Origin of the sequence: Paraburkholderia megapolitana (assembly GCF_007556815.1) — a bacterium.
In the GTDB taxonomy this organism is placed as follows: Bacteria; Pseudomonadota; Gammaproteobacteria; order Burkholderiales; family Burkholderiaceae; genus Paraburkholderia; species Paraburkholderia megapolitana.
This window is the reverse complement of sequence record NZ_CP041743.1, coordinates 837037-860961: the sequence shown is the minus strand read 5'-3', so window position 1 is coordinate 860961 and position 23925 is coordinate 837037. Positions and strand designations below refer to the sequence as shown.

20 protein-coding genes are annotated in these 23925 nt (G+C 59.4%); 10 read left to right on the top strand and 10 right to left on the bottom strand.

Features of this window, described 5'->3' with window-relative positions; genetic code table 11:
* Positions 1 to 3: 3 nt before the first annotated feature.
* Genes FNZ07_RS03640 through FNZ07_RS03630 form a run of 3 tightly spaced genes read right to left on the bottom strand, consistent with a single transcriptional unit; the run spans position 4 to position 3718 of the window.
* A complete protein-coding gene (locus FNZ07_RS03640; protein ID WP_091008601.1) occupies positions 4 to 561 on the bottom strand; it encodes a MarR family winged helix-turn-helix transcriptional regulator in 558 nt (185 codons plus the stop codon).
* Positions 558 to 1349 carry an SDR family NAD(P)-dependent oxidoreductase gene (locus FNZ07_RS03635; RefSeq protein ID WP_091008597.1) on the bottom strand — a complete coding sequence of 264 codons (792 nt, stop codon included), beginning with the start codon at positions 1347 to 1349 and terminating at the stop codon, positions 558 to 560. Before FNZ07_RS03635 ends, FNZ07_RS03640 begins: the two co-directional genes overlap by 4 nt.
* Positions 1346 to 3718: a bifunctional salicylyl-CoA 5-hydroxylase/oxidoreductase gene (locus FNZ07_RS03630; protein WP_091008594.1), complete on the bottom strand. Its 2373-nt coding sequence runs from the start codon at positions 3716 to 3718 to the stop codon at positions 1346 to 1348. Before FNZ07_RS03630 ends, FNZ07_RS03635 begins: the two co-directional genes overlap by 4 nt.
* Positions 3719 to 3957: 239 nt before the next feature.
* On the opposite strand from FNZ07_RS03630, the gene FNZ07_RS03625 reads away from it, so the two are divergent.
* The 7 genes from FNZ07_RS03625 to FNZ07_RS03595 all read left to right on the top strand — a co-directional run bounded on the left by FNZ07_RS03625 (position 3958) and on the right by FNZ07_RS03595 (position 11857).
* The gene (locus FNZ07_RS03625; RefSeq protein ID WP_091008591.1) at positions 3958 to 4662 is read left to right on the top strand and encodes an SDR family NAD(P)-dependent oxidoreductase; all 705 of its coding nucleotides are present in this window, start codon (positions 3958 to 3960) and stop codon (positions 4660 to 4662) included.
* A 310-nt stretch (positions 4663 to 4972) separates the two neighbouring features.
* On the top strand, positions 4973 to 6088 hold the full coding sequence (locus tag FNZ07_RS03620; protein ID WP_407670586.1) for a porin: 1116 nt from the start codon (positions 4973 to 4975) through the stop codon (positions 6086 to 6088).
* Between the two features lie 105 nt (positions 6089 to 6193).
* A complete protein-coding gene (locus tag FNZ07_RS03615) occupies positions 6194 to 8647 on the top strand; it encodes a glucose/quinate/shikimate family membrane-bound PQQ-dependent dehydrogenase (protein WP_091008587.1) in 2454 nt (817 codons plus the stop codon).
* Positions 8647 to 9717, top strand: a complete 1071-nt coding sequence (locus FNZ07_RS03610; protein WP_091008585.1) for a porin — start codon at positions 8647 to 8649, stop codon at positions 9715 to 9717. Before FNZ07_RS03615 ends, FNZ07_RS03610 begins: the two co-directional genes overlap by 1 nt.
* A 180-nt stretch (positions 9718 to 9897) precedes the next feature.
* Positions 9898 to 10158 (top strand): type II toxin-antitoxin system Phd/YefM family antitoxin, encoded by a 261-nt coding sequence (locus FNZ07_RS03605; protein ID WP_091008583.1) that lies wholly within the window; start codon positions 9898 to 9900, stop codon positions 10156 to 10158.
* 17 nt (positions 10159 to 10175) lie between these two features.
* Positions 10176 to 10421, top strand: coding sequence for a Txe/YoeB family addiction module toxin (locus FNZ07_RS03600; protein ID WP_407670584.1), 246 nt, complete (start codon positions 10176 to 10178; stop codon positions 10419 to 10421).
* A 173-nt stretch (positions 10422 to 10594) separates the two neighbouring features.
* The gene (locus tag FNZ07_RS03595) at positions 10595 to 11857 is read left to right on the top strand and encodes a multidrug effflux MFS transporter (protein WP_091008577.1); all 1263 of its coding nucleotides are present in this window, start codon (positions 10595 to 10597) and stop codon (positions 11855 to 11857) included.
* 53 nt (positions 11858 to 11910) lie between these two features.
* On the opposite strand, the gene FNZ07_RS03590 is transcribed toward FNZ07_RS03595, so the two are convergent.
* The 5 genes from FNZ07_RS03590 to FNZ07_RS03570 all read right to left on the bottom strand — a co-directional run bounded on the left by FNZ07_RS03590 (position 11911) and on the right by FNZ07_RS03570 (position 18439).
* Positions 11911 to 12420, bottom strand: coding sequence for a DoxX family protein (locus FNZ07_RS03590; protein WP_091008573.1), 510 nt, complete (start codon positions 12418 to 12420; stop codon positions 11911 to 11913).
* A gap of 508 nt (positions 12421 to 12928) precedes the next feature.
* Positions 12929 to 13735, bottom strand: coding sequence for a helix-turn-helix transcriptional regulator (locus FNZ07_RS03585; RefSeq protein WP_091008570.1), 807 nt, complete (start codon positions 13733 to 13735; stop codon positions 12929 to 12931).
* Between the two features lie 925 nt (positions 13736 to 14660).
* Positions 14661 to 15356, bottom strand: coding sequence for a helix-turn-helix transcriptional regulator (locus FNZ07_RS03580; RefSeq protein WP_170275658.1), 696 nt, complete (start codon positions 15354 to 15356; stop codon positions 14661 to 14663).
* 1009 nt (positions 15357 to 16365) lie between these two features.
* Complete coding sequence (locus FNZ07_RS03575) at positions 16366 to 17337, bottom strand: UDP-glucuronic acid decarboxylase family protein (RefSeq protein ID WP_091008563.1); 972 nt, start codon at positions 17335 to 17337, stop codon at positions 16366 to 16368.
* Positions 17338 to 17605: 268 nt separating this feature from the next.
* A complete protein-coding gene (locus FNZ07_RS03570) occupies positions 17606 to 18439 on the bottom strand; it encodes an oxidoreductase (protein WP_091008559.1) in 834 nt (277 codons plus the stop codon).
* A gap of 154 nt (positions 18440 to 18593) precedes the next feature.
* Between FNZ07_RS03570 and FNZ07_RS03565 the strand changes: the two genes are divergently transcribed.
* Positions 18594 to 19505 (top strand): AraC family transcriptional regulator, encoded by a 912-nt coding sequence (locus tag FNZ07_RS03565; RefSeq protein WP_091008554.1) that lies wholly within the window; start codon positions 18594 to 18596, stop codon positions 19503 to 19505.
* A 244-nt stretch (positions 19506 to 19749) separates the two neighbouring features.
* On the top strand, positions 19750 to 20823 hold the full coding sequence (locus FNZ07_RS03560) for a DUF6765 family protein (RefSeq protein WP_091008551.1): 1074 nt from the start codon (positions 19750 to 19752) through the stop codon (positions 20821 to 20823).
* A gap of 46 nt (positions 20824 to 20869) precedes the next feature.
* On the opposite strand, the gene FNZ07_RS03555 is transcribed toward FNZ07_RS03560, so the two are convergent.
* Positions 20870 to 22336: a glycoside hydrolase family 64 protein gene (locus FNZ07_RS03555; RefSeq protein ID WP_245811393.1), complete on the bottom strand. Its 1467-nt coding sequence runs from the start codon at positions 22334 to 22336 to the stop codon at positions 20870 to 20872.
* Between the two features lie 159 nt (positions 22337 to 22495).
* Positions 22496 to 23080 carry a glycoside hydrolase family 18 protein gene (locus FNZ07_RS33950; RefSeq protein ID WP_249040660.1) on the bottom strand — a complete coding sequence of 195 codons (585 nt, stop codon included), beginning with the start codon at positions 23078 to 23080 and terminating at the stop codon, positions 22496 to 22498.
* Here FNZ07_RS33950 and FNZ07_RS33945 point away from each other — a divergent pair.
* Positions 23054 to 23326 (top strand): hypothetical protein, encoded by a 273-nt coding sequence (locus FNZ07_RS33945; protein ID WP_249040659.1) that lies wholly within the window; start codon positions 23054 to 23056, stop codon positions 23324 to 23326. The two genes, FNZ07_RS33950 and FNZ07_RS33945, sit on opposite strands and share 27 nt — an antisense overlap.
* The last annotated feature ends 599 nt before the right edge of the window (positions 23327 to 23925 follow it).

The following is a 23925-nucleotide window of genomic DNA, read 5'->3' as shown; positions in this document are numbered from 1 at the left end:
GCATCAGCGCTCGACGTTGTCGAGCAGATGCTTCTTGAGCTTGCCGAGACGCTGATGCATCCGCGATTTTTCATCGAGCCCGAGACCGCCGAACAGTTCGACGACCCATTGCTCGTGTGCGATCGCCATCTTGTCGAACGACGCGCGGCCTTCTGGTGTGAGTCGTACGCTGATAGAGCGGCGGTCGTTCGGATCGACGTCCCGCACAACGAATCCTTCGTTTTCGAGCTGGTCCGTAATGCCGGTGATGTTGCCACCCGTTACCATCAGACGGCGCGAGAGTTCGGTCATCTTCAGGCCTTCGGGATGGCGTTCGAGCTGGGCCATCATGTCGAAGCGCGGCAACGTCGTATCAAACTCGGTGCGCAGGCGTCTGCGCAATTCCGTTTGTACGAGATTCGTCGTGGTCAGCATGCGCAGCCATAGACGCAGCCCCATATGGCTGTCGGCGCCGGTGCTCATCTCGAGGTCGACGACGTTATCGGCGGGTTTTTCGACGCCTTTGCGTGCGGCTTTGGCGTCGCTGGCGGCGGTCTTCTTTGCGTTGGCGGCCTGCGTCATGTGATTTCTCCACCGGAGATGGAAATCGATTGGCCGGTGACCGATTCGGAGCCCGCTGTGCACAGCCACAGCACAGTGCTCGCGACTTCATCGGGGGCGATGAAACGGCGTTGCGGATTCTGGCGCAGCAGCGCATCGCGCGCTTCTTTTTCGCTGCGCTCGGTTTTCTTCGTGATCTGATCGAGCGAGGCTTGCAGCAGTTCGGTTTCCGTGTAACCCGGACACACGGCATTGACGGTAATGCCGCGAGTCGCGACCTCGCGTGCAAGCGAACGCGTGAGACCGATCACACCGTGCTTGGCCGCGCAATAAGCGGCGACATACGGATAGCCGGTCTGGCCGGCAGTGCTCGCGATGTTGACGATGCGACCGAAGCCGCGTTCGAGCATCGCCGGCAACGCGGCGCGCGTGCACAGAAATACGCCGGTCAGATTGACGTCGAGCATCCGTTGCCACAGGGCGGTATCGGTTGCCGCGAAAGGCGCGGCTTGTGCCTGCCCTGCGTTGTTGATGAGGATGTCGACGGGGCCGAAGCGGGTTGTAGCGGCTGCGAACGCCGCTTCGACTGCGGCCTCCTGCGTGACATCGACGCTCACGCTGTTGACGCTGTCCGGCGCGGCGAGTCGGTCGCTCTGCGTTGCAAGCCTTGCAGCATCGCGGCCCATCAACGTGACGCGTGCGCCGGCGCGCAGCAGCATGGCCGCAGTGGCAGCGCCGATACCGCTGCCGCCACCAGTAACGACCGCATGCTGCCCGGCAAGCGATGAGTTAGACGTGCTCGTATTCATACCGTACCTTCCGCGCGTTGCGCGATTTCGAGCGGTGACAGTTGCGCGTTTGCGAGCGCGACGGCACGTTCGCGCTCGAAGTTCCGTTCGAGTTGCGACTTGGCCGCCGTGTATTGCTTCGGCCATGCAACGTCGAAATAACCGATCTTGGCGGCTTCGTTGAGCGTCCACGACGGATTCGCGAGATGCGGTCGCGCCACTGCACACAGGTCCGCACGACCGGCGGCGATGATGCTGTTCACGTGGTCGGCTTCCGAAATTGCGCCGACTGCGATCGTTGCAATGCCGGCCTCGTTGCGGATGCGATCGGCGAACGGCGTCTGGAACATGCGACCGTGGACGGGCTTCTCTTCCTTGCTCACCTGACCCGACGATACGTCGATCATGTCCGCGCCTGCCACCTTGAATGCACGCGCGATCTCGACGGCGTCGTCGGGCGTGGTTCCGCCGTCGACCCAGTCGTGCGCGGAAATGCGGATCGAAATCGGTTTATCTGCGAGCCATACGGCGCGGATTGCCGCGAAGACTTGCAGCGGATAGCGCAGGCGGTTTTGCAGCGAGCCGCCGTATTCGTCGGTACGGTGGTTGGTGAGCGGCGACAGGAAGCTCGACAGGAAGTAGCCGTGCGCACAGTGCAGTTCGAGCCAGTCGAAGCCGGCAGCCGCAGCCATTTCAGTCGAGCGCACGAACTGCGCTTGAATTGCGCGCAGCTCGTCGACGCTCGCTTCGCGCGACTGCTGGCTGATGCCGCGCAGATATTGCTGTGGTGATGCCGACACGAGCGGCCAGTTGCCGTCATGCAACGGTTGGTCGATACCTTCCCAGCTCACGCGTGTCGACGCTTTTGCACCGGCATGTCCGAGCTGGATGCCGATTTTTGCGTCGGTCTGGCTATGCACGAAATCGACGATGCGTTTCCACGCGGTCAGGTGTTCGGGGGCGTACATGCCGGGGCAGCCCGGCGTGATACGCGCTTCAGGCGACACACAGGTCATTTCGGCCATCACTAGCGCGGCGCCGCCCATGGCGCGGGCGCCGAGATGCATCAGGTGATAGTCGCCTGCAACACCATCGACCGCCGAGTACTGCGCCATCGGCGACACGACAACGCGGTTTTTCAGTGTGACGCCGCGCAGTGTGAATGGTGTGAACATCGGCGGAACGGAGCGCTTTGCGGCGGGCCGTTCGATGCCGGCGCGTGCGGCGAGCCAGTCTTCGAATGTGGACAGATAACCGGCGTCGCGTGCGCGCAGATTTTCGTGCGAGATGCGTTGCGAGCGTGTGAGCAGCGAGTACGCGAACTGCTCGGGCTCGAGCGCCGTATAGCGACTGACGTGCTCGAACCATTCGGTGGAATTGCGCGCGGCATTCTGGATGCGCAGCACGTCGACGCTGCGCACCTCTGTGTAGTGCGCGAGCGCTGCGGCGAGATCGTCGCTATGCGCGCGGATGCTGTTGGCGAGTTCGATCGAATCTTCGAGTGCGAGCTTCGTGCCCGAGCCGATCGAGAAGTGCGCGGTGTGCGCCGCGTCGCCCATCAGCACGATCGGCGTAGTGCTACCGTCTTCGTTGCTGCGCCAATGCACCCATTCCTGATTGACGACGCGCGGGAAACGAATCCATTGCGACGAGCCGCGCAGATGCGCGGCATTCGACAGCAACGGCTGACCGTCGAGATACTTCGCAAAAAGCTTCTCGCAGAACGCGATGCTTTCTTCCTTCTCCATCTTGTCGAGGCCGGCCGCGCGCCAGACATGCTCCGGCGTTTCGACGATGAACGTCGAGGTCTCGTCGTCGAAGCGATACGCGTGTGCCTGGAACCAGCCCCATTCGGTTTCTTCGAATGCGAACGTGAACGCATCGAACAGCTTGCGCGTGCCGAGCCAGACGAAGCGGCAGTCGCGCATGTCGATGTCGGGGCGATAGGTGGCGGCGTACTTCTGGCGGATAGCGCTGTTTGCGCCGTCGCAGGCGACGATCAGGTCGGCTTGATAGACGGAGTCGTCGGTGACCTGGGTTTCGAACACCAGTTTCACGCCGAGCGCTTCGCAGCGCGCTTGCAGGATATTCAGTAGACGTTTGCGGCCGATGCCGCAAAAGCCGTGCCCCGACGAGCGGATTTGCCGGCCGCGGAAATGGATCTCGATGTCGTCCCAGTGGTTGAACGCGTCGAGAATCTGGTCGGCGCTCGGTGCGTCGGCATTGCGTAGATTGCCGAGCGTCTGGTCCGAGAAGACGACGCCCCAACCGAACGTGTCGTACGGGCGGTTGCGTTCGACTACCGTGACCTCGTGAGCCGGATTGCGACCCTTCATCAACAGCCCGAAGTACAGCCCCGCCGGGCCGCCCCCGATACAGACGATACGCATGCTCGTTCCTCGAGTAGGTTACGAGGTTAATTTAGTCTTCGATAGTTTAGATGTCAAGTAAATGATGAGGATGGTGTTTGAGCGGGAACCCGGATTGGGTGACAGGCTATTCTGGCGGGGTTTGGAGATTTGGCGTAGGTTCGGACAGTGATGTATGGCTCACCGCGGGGAACATGTAGGACCGGCTCGATGTTGCTGGTTCAATTCCCTCAAGACAATCCTTCTTTGGTGTTTCGAACATGGACAACAGCCTGAATGGAAAAGTCGTCGCCGTAACCGGTGGATTCGGTGCCCTGGGTAGCGCTGTGGGCAAGGTCCTGGCAACGCGTGGCATGCAGGTCGTGCTGCTGGGTCGAGAGGCAGCACCACATCTGTCGGAAGAATCGGGCAACAACCCGATTGCGATTGGTGGCGTGGACCTGGCTTCCCCCGCGCAAACCCGGCAGGCATTTGCGGAAATCAAAACCCGCTTCGGTCGTCTGGACGCGCTGGTCAACATCGCGGGTGGATTTCGCTGGGAGTTGATCGCCGGAGGAAGTGCAGACACCTGGGATCTGATGTACCAGATGAACGTGAAAACAGTGTTGACTGCGTCGGAAGCGGCGATTCCGTTTCTGCTGGAAAACGGTGCGGGACGTATCGTCAATATCAGTGCCATGGCGGCACTCAAGGGTGGTTTGGGAATGGGCGCCTATTCTGCATCGAAAGCCGGAGTGGCACGTCTCACCGAAGCGCTCGCGGAAGAGCTGAAACAGAATGGGGTAACAGTCAACGCCATCCTGCCGAGCACGATCGACACGGCGAGGAATCGTGCGGACATGCCCGACGCCGATTTCACGCAATGGGTCAAACCGGAACAGATCGGCTCGATCATCGCATTCCTGCTTTCTCCGGATGCGGAGGCGATCACCGGTGCGTTGCTGCCGGTTACGGGGCGCGGGTAGTTCGAGGTTGCTGTGGAATCGCCGGGACGCAGGGTCGGCACGAATGAGTGAACGACAAGCTGCCCGAGCGATTCGCTCTCCTTGTCGCGCTGCCCACCACTTTCGCGCGACCCATTCAGCAATTGTCACCGCCCTAGTCACAGCGCACATCACGCGCTATATTTACCCCGCGTCATCTGTCCGTCCGATCCGCATTGAATCACGCGTTGCCGCCCGGCATCACGCAGAGCATGCCCGCGATGCTGGATAAATCGCCGCGTTCGCACCAGTCCAGGCAGGGCAAGGTGCGGAGAACTAAAGAAGAATTCACCTGGGAGTTGACGTGAAACATCAACTAGGCGCATTCGTTCTACTCGCAACCAGCACCGCAGCGTTGGCGCAATCGAGCGTGACGCTCTATGGCCGCGTCGACGGCGGTATCGAATATCTGAATCACATTGCCAACGGCACGGGCGGCAGTTCGAGCCGCTGGAGCGCGGAAGGCGGCGACTGGGGCACGAGCATGCTCGGCTTCAAGGGCACCGAGGACCTGGGCGGCGGCAACACCGCGTTGTTCGACCTCGAAACCGCACTGCAGATCATGAACGGCACCTCAGGCGGCGGCAGGATGTTCTCGCGCCGCGCCTACGTCGGCTTGAAGAACGAGACGTGGGGCCAGTTACAAGCCGGCCGGAATCTCTTCATCGACAGCGACGGCGTGTGGGAATTCGATCCGTTCGTGCAGCAGGCGGTCTCGTCGGCCTCGCTGGTACGCGGGCGCAACTGGCAACAGACAAGCAATAACGTCGAATATCACAGCCCCGTCTGGCAGGGCGTCGACGTGCAGGGACAATACGCGTTCGGTAACCAGGCGAACGGCTTCAACAATGGCGCCCAGGGCGAGTTCGGTCGCTCGGACGGCATCATGCTCAGCTATCACTCGACACTCTTCGACCTGCGCGGCATCTACGACGAACTGCGCGATTCGAACGGCCGCCTGTCCAACATCTTCACTGCCTCGCGCGAGTATTTCGCGGGCGCCAACATACGCGTGCAGAAGTTCAAGATCCAGGCCGCCTACACTCACTACGCGGCACCCGATTCGCCCGCAGGCGTGGCCGACAGCGCCGATCACTACTGGCTTGGCGCCACCTACCAGGCCACGCCGCACTGGGCCGTGACGGCAGCGGGCTTCTACATCCGTGTGGGCGACGGCGGCGGCGATGCCGCGCACGACCCGGGCAGCCACGCCATGCTCTATGCGCTCGGTACCACCTACAACCTGAGCGCGCGCACGTTCCTGTACGGCACCGTCGCGTACGTGAACAACAGCAAGAACGGCACCTTCTCGGTATTCGCGACGCCGCGCGATTCGAACTCGCCGACCAGTCCGATCGCCGGTGAATCGCAGACCGGCGCGTACGTCGGCATGATGCACGTGTTCTGACGCAATTGTTTTTCCCGCAACTCCCGCATTTCCGGTATGCCTGTGCTGTTCGCATCGCGTAACAGGCGATGCAAACAGCGTCCTCGAACGAAGGTTGAGATCAACATGCCCAGACAATCGACATCCGCGGGTTTCATCGGCGTCATCACCCTGTTGTTCACCGCGCTAACCGCGCTCTATCTGCTGATAGGCGGCGGATGGCTGCTCTCGCTCGGTGGGTCGGGGTATTACTACATCGTGACCGGCATCCTGCTACTTGGCGTGACGTGGTTGCTGTACCGCCGCCGTCCGGCGGCACTTACGCTCTATGCACTGGTACTCGTCGGCACGGCGATCTGGGCGCTGTGGGAGTCAGGTCCCGACTTCTGGGCGCTCGCGCCGCGCTCCGGTGTGCTTGTCCTGTTCGGTGTGTGGCTGCTGCTGCTCGTGAGCTGGCGTCTCGACACGCCGCGCAGGTCCGCCGTGAGCGCGCTTGTCGCCTCACTCGTGATCTGGGCGGGCGTGCTGGTCTACGCGAGCTTCAACGATCCGCAGACGGTCAACGGCACATTCAGCACCGCGGCCGGAACGCCCGCGGCGAATCCGAACGGCATCGATCCCGCCGACTGGCCGGCCTATGGACGCACCCAGGAAGGCACGCGCTACTCACCGCTGCAGCAGATCACGCCGGAAAACGCGAAGAACCTGCAGGTGGCCTGGACCTTCCGCACGGGCGACATGAAAGGCCCGAACGATCCGGTCGAGATCACCAATGAAGTCACACCGATCAAGATTGGCGATCTGCTTTACCTGTGTTCGCCGCATCAGATCCTGTTTGCGCTCGACGCAAAGACGGGCGCGCTGAAGTGGAAGTTCGATCCGCAACTGAAGGCGGATCCGTCGTTCCAGCACGTGACCTGCCGCGGTGTGTCGTATGTCGATCTCTCGGCGAGTGTGGCACCAGCACCGGCACCGGCAGAGCCTGCCGCAGCCGCGAGTGACGCGGCAACAGCGGCCTCGGCAACAACCGCCACCGCAGCACCATCAGCCAACGGCGCCTGTACTCGCCGCATTTATCTGCCCGTCAACGACGGCCATCTCTACGCGCTCGATGCGCAAACCGGCGAGCGCTGCGCGGGCTTCGCCAGCAACGGCGACCTCGACCTTCAACACGCACAACCGGTCACGACACCGGGCATGTACGAGCCCACCTCGCCGTCGATCATTACCAGCAAGGTGATCGTCGTGGCGGGCGCTGTGGAGGACAACTTCTCGAACCGCGAACCGTCGGGTGTCATCCGCGGCTACGACGTGCGTACGGGCGAGTTGCTCTGGGCGTTCGATCCGGGCGCGAAGGACCCGAATCACATTCCGGGCCCGGGCGAACACTACACGTGGAATTCGCCCAACTCGTGGGCACCCGCCGCCTACGACGCGAAGCTCGACATTGTCTATCTGCCGATGGGTGTAAAGACGCCGGATATCTGGGGTGGCGACCGCACGCCGGAGCTGGAGCAATACGCCACTGGGCTGCTCGCACTCAACGCCTCGACCGGCAAGCTCGCCTGGTTCTACCAGAGCGTGCACCACGATCTGTGGGACATGGACCAGCCGTCGCAGCCCACGGTCGCGGACATCACCGACAAGGATGGCAAGACCGTGCCGGTCGTGTACGCGCCGGCCAAGACCGGCAACCTGTTCGTGCTCGATCGCCGCACCGGTGTGCCGGTCGTGCCGGCACCCGAAACGCCCGTGCCGCAGGGTGCGGCCCCCGGCGACCACGTTGCGCCGACACAGCCGTTCTCACAGCTCACGTATCGTCCGTCGAAGAATCTGACCGACGCCGACATGTGGGGCGCGACGATGTTCGACCAGCTTGTGTGCCGCGTGATGTTCCACCAGCTGCGCTACGAGGGCACGTTCACGCCGCCCTCGCTGCAGGGCACGCTCGTGTTTCCGGGCAACCTGGGCGTGTTCGAGTGGGGCGGTCTTGCTATCGACACCGACCGCCAGATTGCCGTCGCGAACCCGATCGGCTTGCCGTTCGTCTCGCGACTGATTCCACGTGGATCGGGCAACCCGCTGGAACCTGAGCCGGGAGCCAAGGGCAGTGGTACCGAGTCAGGCATCCAGCCGCAGTACGGTGTGCCGTACGGCGTGACGATCAATCCGTTCCTCTCGCCGCTGGGTCTGCCGTGCAAGCAACCGGCGTGGGGCTACATCTCGGCGATCAACCTGAAGACCAATGAGATCGTGTGGAAGAAGCGTATCGGCACGGTGCAGGACAGCTCGCCGATTCCGCTGCCGTTCAAGCTCGGCATGCCGATGCTGGGTGGTCCGATCGTGACGGCGGGCAGCGTCGCGTTCATCGGCGCGACTGCGGACAACTACATCCGCGCGTTCAACGTGAACAACGGCGAGCAGGTCTGGGAAGCCCGTCTGCCCGCGGGCGGCCAGGCGACGCCGATGAGCTACTCCATCGACGGTCGCCAGTACGTCGTGATCGCCGCGGGCGGCCACGGTTCGTTCGGCACCAAACTCGGTGATTACGTGATCGCCTACGCGCTGCCGCCGCAGTAATGGGGCGATCGAGCGCGGCGTGCGGCGCTTTCTGGGTATTCCGCCGTCGCGCGCCGCGCGCTTCGGCGGTGCTCGTTGCGCTCGCCGCGCACGCGATGAGCGCACACGCCCAAAGCTCGGTCACGCTCTACGGCGCGTTCGACACCAGCATTGAAATCACCAATCCCGGCGCAGGCTACGTCGCGCGGATGGACTCGGGCGCCTATCGTGGCTCACGCGTGGGCCTGCGCGGTGCCGAGGATATCGGCAACGGCGTCGACATCCTGTTCGAACTGGAAAACGGTTTCGGTTCCGCCGACGGCACCTACGCGGTGAGCAACACGATCTTCAACCGGCAGGCGTGGATCGGTGTGGGTACGCCCTACGGCACGGTACGCATGGGCCGCCAGTACTCGCCGATCTATATCCCGTTCAAGGGCGAGCTCGATGCATTCGGGGCGGGCACCATCGCCTCGGGTCTCGACAACCTCTCGAAGATCACGCCCTACGTGAACAACGCGATCACGTATCTGTCGCCCGAATTCCACGGCTTCTCGACCACGCTGATGGCCACGTTACGCGATGCAAGCGACGGCGACGGCAACGGCAACGGCCTCGCGGGCCACATCGAAACCTTCGCGTATCGCGATGGCCCGTTGCGCATTTCCTATGCGCACCAGCAGACGCACGGTGTCGGCGCACTACGCGCGAACCTTGGTGGCGTCTCGTACGTCTACGGTCCGGTGACGGGTTTCGTGTCGTTCTTCAACGGCGACGGCGGCACGCCGCGCTATCACAACGACGGCTTGTCGGTGTCGGCGCGCTATGCCGTCGACGCGCACCTGCGTGCCTCGCTCGGCTATACCTGGTTGCGCGACCGCTCGGGTGGCGACAACAATGCCGACCAGTTCAGCGCGGCCTTTGAGTACGACCTGTCGAAGCGCGTATTGCTCTATGCGAGCACCGGCTGGTTGCACAACCGCGGGCAAGGCGAATTCACACTGCGCGGCGTGAATGTGACGGGCCTGACACCTTCGTGGCCCGGTGCGTCGGTGCGTGGCGTGCAATTCGGCATGCTCGATCGCTTCTAGGTTGATGAACGGCGCGAAGGCCGATATCGAAGAGTGGTCGTGCGAGCGTATTTAGCACATCGTGGCAACGTCGGCTCAAGGCCCAACGGATTGGCACACATGTACCATGCACTGTACATGTTGATGGCGATGTGATAGAGTTGTACCCGTTGCGGTACAGGTTATCCATCGGAGGGATCTATGCGCACCATTCCGTTTACCGACGCACGCGCGAACTTAAAAAGCGTCATCGATCAGGTGGTCGACGACATGGACGTTACGCTCATCACCCGGCGCGACTCGCCCAACGCGATCGTCATGTCCCAGTCGCATTACGACAGCCTGATGGAAACCGTTCACCTGCTGCGCTCCCCGGCCAACGTTGCGCATCTGGAGCGGTCGATCGCGCAAGCACGGGCGGGCAAGGTCAAGCCCCGTAAGCTGGTTGAAGGCGACGAATGAGAGGTGCTTTGAACGTCATGTGGACTGCAGAGGCGTGGGACGACTATGTCTACTGGCAGGGACAGGACAAGAAGACACTCAGGCGCATCAATCAACTCATCAAGGAAATGCAACGCACGCCGTTTGAGGGAATCGGTAAGCCCGAGCCGTTAAAGGAAAACTTGGCGGGTCTCTGGTCACGCCGAATCGACGACACGAATCGCCTGGTCTACGAAGTCGCCGGCCCGCAACTCAACGTCATCTCGTGTCGCTACCACTACTGAATCACTAGTCGCGATACGCAGCTACACCGCCTGAACAGTAACCCCAGCGCCAGCCGGGACGTAAGCGCCATCAACGCGATAACAGGCACAATACGCATAGATGGCGCCACATTCGCGTTGCGCTCACCCGCAGCGAACAATGCACGTCCCCCGATCCGCCCCTTCAAGCTGTCATGAACCACACTCTCCCTGAGCACGCGCTTACTCCTGCGCGCACGCCGAATTCGCCGCGCTTCCTGTTATTCCTGATCTGTCTGTTTGCCTCAGCGGGCCAACTCGCAATCGACATTTACGTCCCCGCGCTCCCCGCGATGGCACGTTTCTTCGCGACATCGCCTCAGGCGATCCAGTCGAGCGTGTCCGGCTATATGGCGGCTTACGCGCTCGGCCAGCTTGTCTTCGGGCCTGTAGCCGACGCACACGGTCGCAAGCCCGTGCTTGCTTTCGGACTTGTAATATTCACGATCGGTTGCGTGTTGTCGCTTGCCGCGCCGAATCTGGAGATGTTCCTGCTCGCCCGCTGTCTGCAGGGCTTTGGTATTGCCTCCACCAACCTGCTCGCGAAGGCGATCATCACCGATTCGTTCTCCGGGCAGGCGCTGATTCATGCGTTCACGTACATGGCGATCGCATGGGGGCTCGCGCCGATTGTTGCGCCGGTGATCGGCGCACACCTGCAAACGTTGTTCGGCTGGAAGTCCTGCCTGGTCTTTTTGCTCGTCTATTCGCTGGTGATGTGGGCGTTGGTCTGGCGTTATCGCGAGACCTTGCCGCAGCCGGTACACCTCGCGCCGCGCACATTGTTCACGAACGCGGGCAAGGTACTCTCGAGCCCGGTGTTCCAGAGCTGCTTTCTCGCGCAAGGGCTGTGCTACAGCATCCTGCTGGTGTTCAACATCGTCGGGCCGTTCATGGTGCAGAACACCTTGCACAAGCCGCCGACCTACTTCGCCTATCTCGCGCTCGGCATCGGCTTGATGTATTTCCTGGGCGGCCTGTCGAATCGCGTGCACGGCCCGCGCCTGCCGAGCGCGGAGCAGCGGCTGCATATCGGCGCGCGCGTGATGGCGGCCGCGTCGATCGCGATGCTGGTGCTTGCGCTGACGGTCGGTCTGCGGGTCTGGACGCTCGCTACACCGGTGCTCGTGATGGGATTCTGCGCCGGCGCGATGTATCCGACCCTGATGGCCAAGGGCAACTCGCTGTTCCCGCATATCGCGGGGCTGACAAGCGCGATTCTCGGCTGTGCGCTGTTGCTCGTGTCGTCGGCGATGATGGGGCTGGCCGGTTTCGTGTCGGTACAGGTATTGACGCCGCTCGCAGGATTCTTCGTGATTCTCGCGCTGACCGTGGTCGGGATGGTGACGAAGCTGTTGCGACATCTCGCGCAACTGCAGTCCGAGGCCGCCGTTTGCCGCAGCGGCGAGGTGGCGTAAGGACATAACCGCGGCGGGCCAGGCTTAGCCCGGCGCGATGCGGCGCGAGTAATTCATTTCCCTCTCGTTACCTTTCGGCCGTGTAAAAAACCATCGACCGAGAACGGCCCCGAGCCGCCGAATACCAGCGCGACGAGGCAGGCAATGTAGAGCAGGTCCGTTTCATAGCCGGGCCGACCAAACTGCGGGCCCGCGCTGGTCACGGCCATCAACTTGATCGACGTGAACCCGAACGGCAGATGTACCGTGAAAATGGCAACAGCCAGCACGACGATCATCGGCACGACCGCGAGCGGCACGAATGCTCCCGCCAGAATGGCCGTGCCGCCCAGCAGTTCGATGGCAATCGTCGCCCACGCCATGAAGTGCGCGGCCGGAACGCCGAGCGCATGAAGAATCGCGGCGAAGTTCTCGGGGTCCTTGATGATCTTCGCGTAGCCATGCGCAATCAAGCCATATCCGACGATCAGCCGTAACGGCAGCGGCGCCCAGCGCGCGAGGCCCCAGCGGTTGGCCAGTGTGGCGGGATCGGCGAGACGCAACAGGCAACGGACGGTGTTCATGCGCAGGGGACTCCTCGTGAGCAATGGCAAAGAAACTGGGGGCGATGCCAGGGCGGCTGCATCGTGCATTCCCATGCCTTTCGTCGGAACTGGAGGTGTCGTTATTACAGCGAAGCGGGGGTTTTTCTCGACCTGCGTATTTCCAGCGATCATTGCGACCCTACGAAAATAGAGGCGGTCGGAGAAAAATACTAACAGCCGGAACTGGTAACGAGATTCGGTGTGTAAAGCGGAAGATTATTGTTGCGATGCGCGAATGAATAATTGTTTACCGCCGGAGCAAAAGTATTTCAGAGCCCGGACAGCCTTTTTCATTAAGCCTTTCTGGGTGGGATGAAAGGTTTCTTGAAGGTCTTTTTAACGATTGAATACCGCAACAATGGCGGCATTTCAGAAGAGCGCAGTAGGGTCGACGCTACTTGCGACGCAACGGGACGACGCGCGGGATGGCGACGATGTGCGGCCCTCTATCGGGCGATCTGCCCTGGGCCCAGGCCTGCTCCTGGCGCTAGGAGGCCGTGCCGAGCATCCATTTGGCAAAGCCATGCCGGCCGCTCAGATTCAGCTTGATGCCTGCACGCTTGAAGTACGTGGCTGCCGTGCTCTCCTGTACGCTGAGCTGGCGGGCGATAGCGGGCAACGTGTTGCCCAGTAGATGCGCGAGGCAGACCTGATACTCCCGGCTCGACAGCACGACGCCCATCTCGTTCAGACGCTCGTCGAAGTTGCGCTGTAACTGCATTGCGTGGTTTTCGGCGGCGCCCGGCACTGCGGTAGTTAATCCGTCGCGTTTCGGTTCGCGAATTCTTCTGCGGGCGTGATATCCGACTGCCGGCAGAATGGCATCGGAAAGTTGTTTCAATACCGATAATTCCTGTAATGAAAAATCGCGCGGTTGTGCCGCCCGGGATAATGAAATGACGTGACGTCGATTATCTTGATGGGAGAGCAGGATGCATTGATAAACGATACCGGAAGAATTGTCGTGAATATCGTGAGACACAGTGCGCGGTTTTAAATGAATCAACTGCGAATCTTCTGAATTAACGATTCTGCTCAATATTGACGATTCAGGTCTGTCTTCGCATGAATGTCCGACGTCGCGGCAGAAGCTAAACTGGTTGGCAGCCGCTCCCCACGTGCCCAGCCGCTGAATCGTGGCTACGTTCTTGTTCGTCTTGTCGATAATCCAGTTCGTCGCCTCGGTCACGTCTACTGGCACGTAGTCGTTGATCAGCCTGTGTATGCCAGCCACGAAGTTATCGGTTCCGCTGTCGGTGATCACCTGTCCCATCTTCGCAAAAAAACCGTTCAATTCGAACTCCTCAAAATCTACATGGCAATTTTGCCATCTGGAAAATGACTTCGCTGCTCACTGACTCTTACGCCGATGTATCGACGGTATTGGGGGAATGAGTGTGAGTTATCGAAATGCTTTCGAAGCTTTCATATCGCTATCAGTGAATACCAGGGCACGCGGGCAGGACGACGCCGCGCCGACGATTCGATCTCGGCGCTTCATCTTGTTGTTCGGGGCTTTCAGGAACAGTTACTTGGCATCGACGGGGTAGGTCGTAAGACCCTACCGGATCCAGCGCCGACGAATACGCGGCGATAACATTGATCTTGTGGACCGGGAGTGATGATACGTCAGGTGAGTGGATATTTTCTCATTTAAAATTTTAATCGATTACTATAAATAACCTAATGACAACTCATTTCGCAAGTTCCAAAAATTACAAAATCATTCAGACAATTCAAAATGAATTTCACTGGCGCTATTCAATGCCATGCGCATGATGACAGGAGGGAAATGGCGTTTCGTCCATAACATGGATCTGCCAAAAATTCGATGAAAATTCGGCGAATTGCAGGGGGAAATTTTTGTATCTTTCGCGCATCTGAGTGCCGGAAAACCTTGCGGGGTGGGGATCCGGTCAAGTGGCAATATATACTGAAATCTGGATTTTGTCGTTGATATAGCGGTCTCGATGATGCGCTAATGACTGCTGCATGTCCATTCAATGATCCGGCGGAAGTGTAGATGGACCGGTATTCAATTGTCTGATCATTAATCTATGGAATTATTCATCATTGATAAATCATGGTAATTATTAATTGAGAATTGCGATTCGGCATAGCGTCCCAATTGGTGGAAATGCGCGACGCATTGTAATGGCCGCACCGGCCCGGAAAGGTGGCACGCATTCAGTTGGACAGGTGGAGTGCGACGGCCGACCCTATTCGATCATCCAGCGCGACAGGCCGTGCCGCCCGCTGAGCCCAAGCTTGATGCGCGCACGTTTTAGATAGGTTTCTACCGTGCTTGCCCTGAGGTTGAGTTCTTCGCAGATCGAGGGCAGCGTGTGCCCCGACAGGATCAGGATGCAGACCTGTTGCTCGCGTGACGACAGCGTGATGTGCCTCTGCTCGAGGCGCGTCAAGAAGGTTTGCGAAAGCGTAGCGACGCTGCTGTCCGGCAACAACGTGTCGGCGGCGGTAATCGCGGGCGTGTCGTCGATCGGGGCGGGCGGTTGCGGCGACGTGTGCTGCTCGACGAGCGGCAACAACACCAATGACAGATCACCAAGCGACGTAAGTTCGTCCGGCTGGAAATCGCCACGCTCCGCATTTCGTTGCAGAACGATGATGAAATGCGAATTGAATCGCCGCATCAGCATGAGACATCGATACATGGGCGATATCGAATCGGCAGCACCGGCTGCCCGCGCTTCTACGTGGATGATCTGCGGGCCATCCAGATCGAGAATCTGCGCCATCAACGGCTCGGGAAGATGATCGCGCATATCGGCGCCATGCAGTTCGGCACCGTGGACCGCAACGCCATCGATGAAGCGGCCGCGATGCTCGTCGCTGTTCCAGATCGACACGTGCATCGCGTCGATCGCGACCGTGTCGCCGATGAACCGCTTCATGGCTGGAAAGAACCTGGTCGTACCTACGTTAGAAATCACTCTTCCGAGTTGTACGATGCTGTCGCGCATAGTGGCCTGTACTGTTTCACGAATGAGCACCGCAGAGACACACCTTTCTTCGCAGGTGTCGTAGTCGTCTCTGTCCGGTTCGTTCAATCGCGCGGCGTTGATGAAAAGGACACTTGGCCAATCTTCGTATTGCAATAGCGTTACTGGTTTGTTACGTCTGCATTGCGGTAAGGGCCGACAGGCGCGGACATCCCGATATGATCAGCATGGTTTATGTTATCAATGAGTCGAACTGCGTGGCGTGTAACTGTGCAACTTTGCCCGTGCTCATCAGTTTTGCCCGTACGTATCATGTGCTTTTTGTTGGTCGTGCGCATCAACTGAAAGCAATTCAGCATCGCTAGTGCGTAGCTGAGATCCTTGTGCGTAGCCATCGGCAAGACGATCATGCGTTCCAGATATCCGGTCACCCAGATCACAATCGACGTTCCCGTATGCGTTTTTCGCCTCGATGCGAAGCGCATCAAAACATCATCGCCTTATGCGACGGAACTCCTGTTCCCACGAAACATCGTTTCGGAGAATAGCACCGACTCGATGACGCATCGATGTAGTGGCGACGGATCGATGACAATTGCGAAACATCGTTTCGAGGAACCCGCGCGTTGTCGATCGATGTCGACTCGAGCATGTGGGAAGACGATTGCAATATGGTGTAAGAACTTGCACCGGAGAAACTGATTGCGGCATTGCGCGCGCACGGTGCGGACATCGATGAGACAGGGTCTACTCTACTGCAGACGTTTTCCGCGAAGGCTATTCAGTGGGAGTCGGGTGGTGTACATGCACAGAGGATGACGAAGCATTACGCTTGACGTAGCGCAACGGGTTCATGCTCAAGCGAAAACTGGCAGCAGGTGTGCGCAGTTCGTGTCAGCACTCATGCCGGCACGAACTACTGCAGAGTCAGGTAGACGAGGTACACCGCCAATACGTTACGTCAAGCGGTAAGCGCGGATAGCCGTAATCCCAAACTCGCCCGGAAGTAGTCGATCGTGCGATGCAGGCCCGCATCCAGCGCCACGCGCGGTTGCCAGTCAAGCAGGTTGTGCGCGAGGCCGATGTCCGGGCATCGCTGTAGAGGGTCGTCGACGGGCAGCGGTCGGAACACGATTTTCGAGCTTGAGTCGGTCAGGCGGATGATGCGTTCAGCCAGTTCGCGCACCGGAATTTCATGTGGATTGCCTAGATTGACTGGGCCTGTCGTATCTTTCGGCGTTTGCATCATGCCGACAAGGCCGGAGATCAGGTCGTCTACATAGCAAAATGCCCGCGTCTGGGAACCGTCGCCATATAGCGTGATGTCCTCTCCGCGCAAAGCCTGAACAATGAAGTTGGATACGACCCGCCCGTCGTTGGGACTCATGCGCGGCCCGTAGGTGTTGAAGATTCGCACGACCTTGATATCGACGTGATGCTGTCGGTAGTAGTCGAAGAATAGCGTTTCCGCGCAGCGCTTTCCTTCGTCATAGCAGGCCCGCGGCCCGAGCGGATTGACATTGCCCCGATAGTCTTCGCGTTGCGGATGAACGGTCGGGTCTCCATAGACCTCACTCGTGGACGCTTGCAGAATGCGCGCATGCGTGCGCTTTGCCAGCCCCAGCATATTGATCGCACCCATCACACTTGTCTTGGTCGTCTGCACCGGGTCGAACTGGTAATGCACGGGGGAAGCCGGGCAGGCCAGATTGTAGATTTCGTCGACCTCGGTATAGAGCGGGAACGTGACGTCGTGACGCAGTACTTCGAAGTGAGAGTTGCCGAGCAAACCTGCGACGTTGTCCTTGGTCCCCGTCATGAAGTTATCCAGACAGATCACGTCGTGACCTAGCCCGACCAGCCTCTCGCAAAGGTGGGAGCCGAGAAAGCCGGCGCCGCCCGTGACCAGTACGCGTTTTCTGTCAAATCTCAAGATGTTGCTCCGTCAGCAGGGAAAACGCATCAGCAATGGAAAGGCCGGATGTGGTGGACACCGATCGAATGGGGGTGTCGTGAGCCGGGTCGCATATCTGGGTTCCGATGCATTCCTGACTAAAAGGATGTCAAACGCGCGGCAATCGATAAGCAAGCTCCGGATTCACGAATGTGTTCCCAGGCTGATCATTAGACCGGGGTGCTCTCGCAATGTCTGTCCCGGAAAGTGGTGACACTGCCGCGAGGCGACGGGCAACGCGAAGTTCTCAACCGTCCGTCGAGACCGTAACAGCCTCCCACGCACCGATTTCATTCTCCAATGCCGACAGCTTGTCTCGCACGAGCGCGAGGGCGTCGCTACCGAGCAATAGATGTGCAGGTGGGTGGTCGGCGGCGATTGCAACAAGCATCGCGCGTGCAGCTTTTGCGGGATCTCCCAGTTGCTTGCCGCTTTTCTCTTCTCGCGCCTTGCGGATCGGTTCGAAAGTGTCGTCGTAGTCTGCAATCGAGCGAGGTGTTCTCGTCATCGAGCGACCTGCCCAGTCGGTGCGAAACGAACCAGGCGCCACGGCTGTCACAGCAATGCCGAAAGGTTTGACCTCTTTGCCAAGCGCCTCGGAGATACCTTCCAGCGCGTATTTGCTGCCGCAGTAATAGGCGATTCCCGGCATGGTGATGTAGCCGCCCATCGACGTGATATTCAGAATGTGCCCACGTCGACGCTCGCGCATGTACGGCAGCACGGCCTTCATCATGGCGGCCGCGCCGAATACATTCACATCGAACTGTCGGCGCATCTCCGACAGCGGCGATTCTTCCATGACCCCCTCGTGACCGTAGCCGGCGTTGTTGACGAGGACATCGATGGGGCCCACGCTCGCCTCGATTTCCGCAACGACGTGCTCGATCGTGTCGAAGTCGGTCACGTCGAGCACACGTCCAAAGGCCGCGTTCGTATGCAAAGACTCGAAATCGCGCTTTGCCTGTGCACTTCTCACCGTACCGACGACCTTGTGACCCACTGCCAGTGCTTCTTTTGCGAGTGCGCGGCCGAAACCGCTGCTGACGCCCGTGATGAGCAGAACTTTACTGGATGTCATTGAAATCTCTCCCGAACCTTGATTGGAGAGTGCATACTAGTCTCATGAATGTGGCTAAATAAGCCAGATTCCGCTTAATTTATTGCACAAAACTATGAGTACAAGGCGCGCCGTTCCCCAGCCCTCCGATCTATCCTCGCAAAGCCAGCAACACATGGTTGCGCTGCTGCGCGCGTTGGCTCCCGATGAGGGCTACAACCTGACGGCGTTGCCGAGCGTGCGCATCCTGCGTTCGAACCGTGCGCTGTCGCGCACGCCGGTTCTGTACGACCCCGGTATCGTGATTGTTTGCCAGGGGCGCAAGCGAGGCCACTTCGGCGATCAGCTCTACCTCTACGACGAGCGTCACTATCTGGCCGTGTCCGTACCCGTGCCGTTCAGCATGGAAACCGATGCGACGCCGCAGCGTCCGCTGCTTGCGCTGTATCTGCACCTCGATTTCACAATGGCCGCCGAGCTCGCGGCGCAGATCGATCACGAAGGCACCGGGGAGCGTGTGCAAGCTCCGCAGAGCATGATGTCGACGCCGATGGATGAAGCCATGCAGGCATCCGTATTGCGCTTCATCGAGGCACTGGGCCGACCGCTCGAAGCTGCTGTGCTAGGCCCAGGGCTGCTGCGCGAAGTGTATTTCCGCGTGCTGTCAGGCGCTCAGGGCGGCTCGATGAGGGAGGCTTTAGCAATGCGAGGACAGTTCGGCCGGATAGGCAGATCGATACATCTTATCCATGCCGGCTACGCGGGTCCCCTCGACGTTACGCAACTCGCCGACGAAGCAGGGATGAGTGTGCCGAGCTTCCATAGCCACTTCAAGGCGATTACGCAGGTGTCGCCGATGCAGTACGTGAAGTCGACTCGTCTGCATCAGGCTCGTCTGTTGATGGTGCGGCAGGATCTGACTGCGGAAGCAGCGAGCCATGCTGTCGGTTATACGAGTCAGTCCCAGTTCAGCAGAGAGTTCAAGCGTCTGTTCGGTATGACACCGGCGGCGGAGGCGAAGCGTATGCGCGAGAGCTTCGCCATCCCGGAGGTGTTCGCGGATGCAATCTATGTCTCGTCGCACTGAGAGCAGGAAAGTCGCGGCCTTGCCTGAGTGACGCATCCTTATGCGGCTCGCCCTGTGCCGCCCAACGCAGAAAAGTACCCTGTGAGGGGTTTCCGGACTTGAAGCTGAAATTAAGTCCTGTAACACTCGTTCTTTAGGCAGCGCCAACGCGAACCGCCAACCCTGCGTGAAGAATCGGGCAAACTTGCAGACCATCAGCCCGTTCCTTGACTACGCAACAGGCGAAGAAAAAGAGAGACCAGTCATGAATATCGATTTCCATTATGGCGTCATTTACGTTGTATCGAGGCTTGCCGGACTACCCGTTGCGGACGCAACGACCGTGGCGCACGCCTGTCAGTACGTCGACGACGCTACAACACCCGGCCTGCTGTATTTCGCAGGCGGCGAGCGTTTCGAGCGCATCGCAAGCGCCCACAAGATTTTCGATTACGAGAATCTGTTCAACGAGTTGAATCGACTCGTCTGGACGCCGTTTCATTTTCTCCCCGCAGGGGAAGGGAATACCCTTGAGGAACGCGCTGTTTGCCGTCCCGACAGCAAGGTCGCGCGCGAGGTCATTCTCAAGGCCATTGCGAAGAAAGGTACCGACAACGATTTGCATCGACTCGGCGTGACCTTGCACACGTATGTCGATACCTGGGCACACCAGGGTTTCGCCGGCATCGAGTCCGACTACAACAAGGTCAGTCACCTCGAAGCTGAAGACTGTACCCCGGCGCAATGGTTTGAACATATCCGGCGCGCGACGGACCATCTCGTCGACGATGTCGAGGCCGAAGTGCTTTCACGTACCGTCCCGCTCGGACATGGCGCCGCTCTGCATTATCCCGACCAGCCGTGGGCAAAATGGCACTACGTCAACGGCAAGGGACAGCGCGTGGTACGGGACAATCTCCCCGACTTCCTCGTTGCCGCCGACATGGCTTGTCGCGCCGTGCAGGCGTACTGTGCGGGCGCGGACGATTTGAACACCCAGCCGGGCCTGAAAGCACAGGAGAAAAGCGTATTGCGCGAGCTGCTTTCGACCAGCGTCGATACGGACGAAAACGTGCGGCTGCAGGTCATCCACGACTGGCTGGCCGCGGGTGCGTTTCCCGGTTTGCAGGAAGAACTGGTTGCCTATATCCCTAAAGGACCCGGTTCCTGGAAGCACAAGGCGACAGGTATCAAGGTCAAGGACGATGGCAAGTCGGGGCCCGTCTGGACTCCGGCGTTCGAGCAAAGCGACTACCGGAAATTCCACGATGCTGTGAAAGAGCATCGGTTCGCCGTGATTCAGGAGATTTTGCCGGAGAACGGCTTGCGCCTTGTTTGAGGACGAGTGGCACGGGCACCGTGCCCGTGCCTATGGAAGCGTGTAACTACCAACCCACCGTAATCGTCGCAATGGTCGGATTGGTGCCCACTAGCGAAGAGCTAAACCCATTCACATCGTCATACGGGAACCCATACGTCAGGTTGTTGATCGCGTGCGCGTGCCAGAATTGCGAGTACGAGTTCGTGGGCTGTGTCGCATAGAAGTTTCCGGAAGTGGCCCAAAGTGCGGAGTTTTCCGCAACATGACGGTTGAGCGCCGCGCATAGCTGGGCTTGGATCTGCAACTGTTTAGCGGTCGGCACACCGGGCGCGGCATTCGATGCATCGTTCAGCACACCGTTACCAAGCAGTACTTCGGCAGTGGTCGGTTTGGCGTTGATGTAGTAGGTGCCCTGGCCGTCGGTGAACTGGAACTGTCCATTGACGACATGACCCGTGAAGGTACCCTGCGCATCGGTGAAGGTCAGGCTTTGCGAGGTGTACTGGTTCCAGACGGATTGAATATAGCTGTCCAGATAGGTCCCGTTCGCGCCGCCCGTGTTGAAACTGCCATGTGCCGGTGCAACGATCCGGTACGGCGACTGCACGAGCCCCTGAAACGGCGCCGGCACCTGTGCCTGGAACTCCTGGAACAGCGCCGCACGTGTTTCCGTCTCACCCACCGTCTGGTCGAACCCACCTTGACCTTGCAGCCGCAACTGCACCGGGAAGCCAAACTGATCGACGCGCGTCGTATTGCCGAAGAAATTCGCGCTGTTCACATCCAGCTCGACGAAGTCGAAGGTCACGTCGATGTTGGGATCGGTCGGGTTGTCGATATTGGGCCCTGTATAGCCCGTTACGGGGCTGCCTACCGCTTGCAGGTACATGGTGCTACCCACACTCAGGTACAGCCGCGCGGACGTAATCTGCGGGATCGTGATCGACTTGCACTGCGACAGCGGAATCGAATAGTTCGCGTAGCCGATACCGTTCTTGGTCTGTTCGGAGTCGTCGCCGGCACTCATGGGAACAAGTGCGCCCGAGCAATTCACATGGACATAGGCGTTGTTGTTCGTCGGGTCCATGCCGACCATCGTCCAGTACACCTGGCTGTCCGGGTACGTACCGTTGGTGCCGTTCACCAGATTGATCGTCGTTCCGGCGGCCGGGAACGAACCGGAAGCGGGTGCCGACGACCCCATCGTAAGCTGACTCCATGCCGTGTCGTACGCGGAGCCGTTTGCCTGACCGACGGTGAACGAATAGTTCACTACGCTGCCAGCGGGGATGTTGGGTACGGTATAGGTTCCGCTCGTTCCAGACATGGTCATCGCGACGTTGAGTTGCGATCCGCTACCCACGACATAGTGCAAGATGACCCACGAGCCCCCTGAGGCGTTGAACCGGACCGTATTGCTGTTGACAATCGTGTAGCTACCCGCGGACGATGCTGGCGGCGTGGCGGCAAGACCCGCTGTTGCATGGAGCACGCTTGCGGCTGCCGTAACCACCAGCGCCGTAGAAAGCATTCTTGCCAATCTGCCTGCTGTTAATTTCTCTTGCTGCTGTCTCATCTCTTTCTCTCCATATCTGTCTCGCAGCCTGGTCCCACCAGGGGCCGGCCGGAATTTCTTCGCTGACAAGGAGCAGGCGAGCTCGCCTGCTCCGCACTCATGTGCCCAGAGACGTTAGAGATTCAACGCGGACAGGAACCGGTTGGTGAAGCCCAGCGTACCGGCTTGTCCATAGCTGTTGCAGGTCGGCGAAGAGTAACTTTGGGTACAGTCGTCATCGCGATCGAATGACCAGAAATGGACCCCTGCAAGGCCGTTCTGTTGAGCAAACGAGGTGACAGTGGCTACATCGGCGAGCGTGAACGTTTCGCCCTGCGTATCATTGCCGCCGATCATCGGTGTCAGTTCGATCTGCGAATACGGCACGCCGTAGTAGCTATGCAGATTGGTCGCTGCCTGAACCGCCGATTGACCCATTTCGCACTGCCCGTTACTGATCGTGCAGTTCGACGCACTGGTGCTGCCGTAATCCATCGCCATCAGGTTGACGGTGTAGTTGGTCAGCCCATAGCTCTTGATGGCGTTCATGACCATGACGCCCTCCGTCCCCAGGCTTTGCGGCGAATTGCCACCGAGCGTCGCGATCGTGAAACTGAAACGCAACTGCGGATAGCTTTGCTGCGCGGTGATGACCCGTTGGACCAGGTTGTTGATGATGTCCTGGCTCTGGCCTTGTTCGATATCGAAATCGACGCCCACGAGATTGGCCGAGTTGTAGGTCTGGATGAATTTCTGGAATCCGGCATCCGTGCCGCAGGTAAACGTCCCCGCCGCGCCCCGGTCGAGAGGATGTACTTCTTCCCTGCGTTCACCATGTTTTGCACGTTCGCGCTGGCGACCATCGACGGCTGCAGTCCGCCCCAGTTTTCGCTACCGCACTCTCCGGTGGCAAAAGCCCACGTCAGGGTGCTGAGGTTACCTGGCAATACGTTCAGGATCGGTTGAAGCGAACCGGTCACATTGGTGGAAATCACGTTTGTGTTCCAGTTCAGGCTGATTGTGATGTCCTTGTAGGGGCTGAATATAAATCCGCCCGGCACGGCTGCTGCCGCCGCTGACACTGCTTTTTCCTTGTTTGCCACGCTTGCTACGCCGCCGGAACCGCTATCTCCGCATGCCGCCAGTGCACATCCGCAAACAATCGCTATAAGACCTTTGAGCATTCCTGTTCTCATGAACATCTCCTGATTGCTATAGGGGAACGACTGCTGGGATGGCATATTCGCGAGAACATGCACAATCCCAGTTACTCACGCACTTTCTTTGAAGCGCGTATGCGGATAGTTGTATTGCCGGCGGCTGGGCACGCCTCTACGAGACGCAGGCAGCAGGCGTCGAGCGGCGTTACCCAGATATTGAGCACGCAATTCGATAAAGGCTTTCTCGTTCTTAAAAGAGAGCCCTAAATGTCGGCGCAAATTATGTAACTACAGAATTGCCTGATTTCTGTGTAAATTCCAGAGCCAGATTCAATTAATTTCAATTGAAAGAAATTAATCTGTTCTTCAATCGGGTATGACTGGATGGGATCATGCGAGTGACTT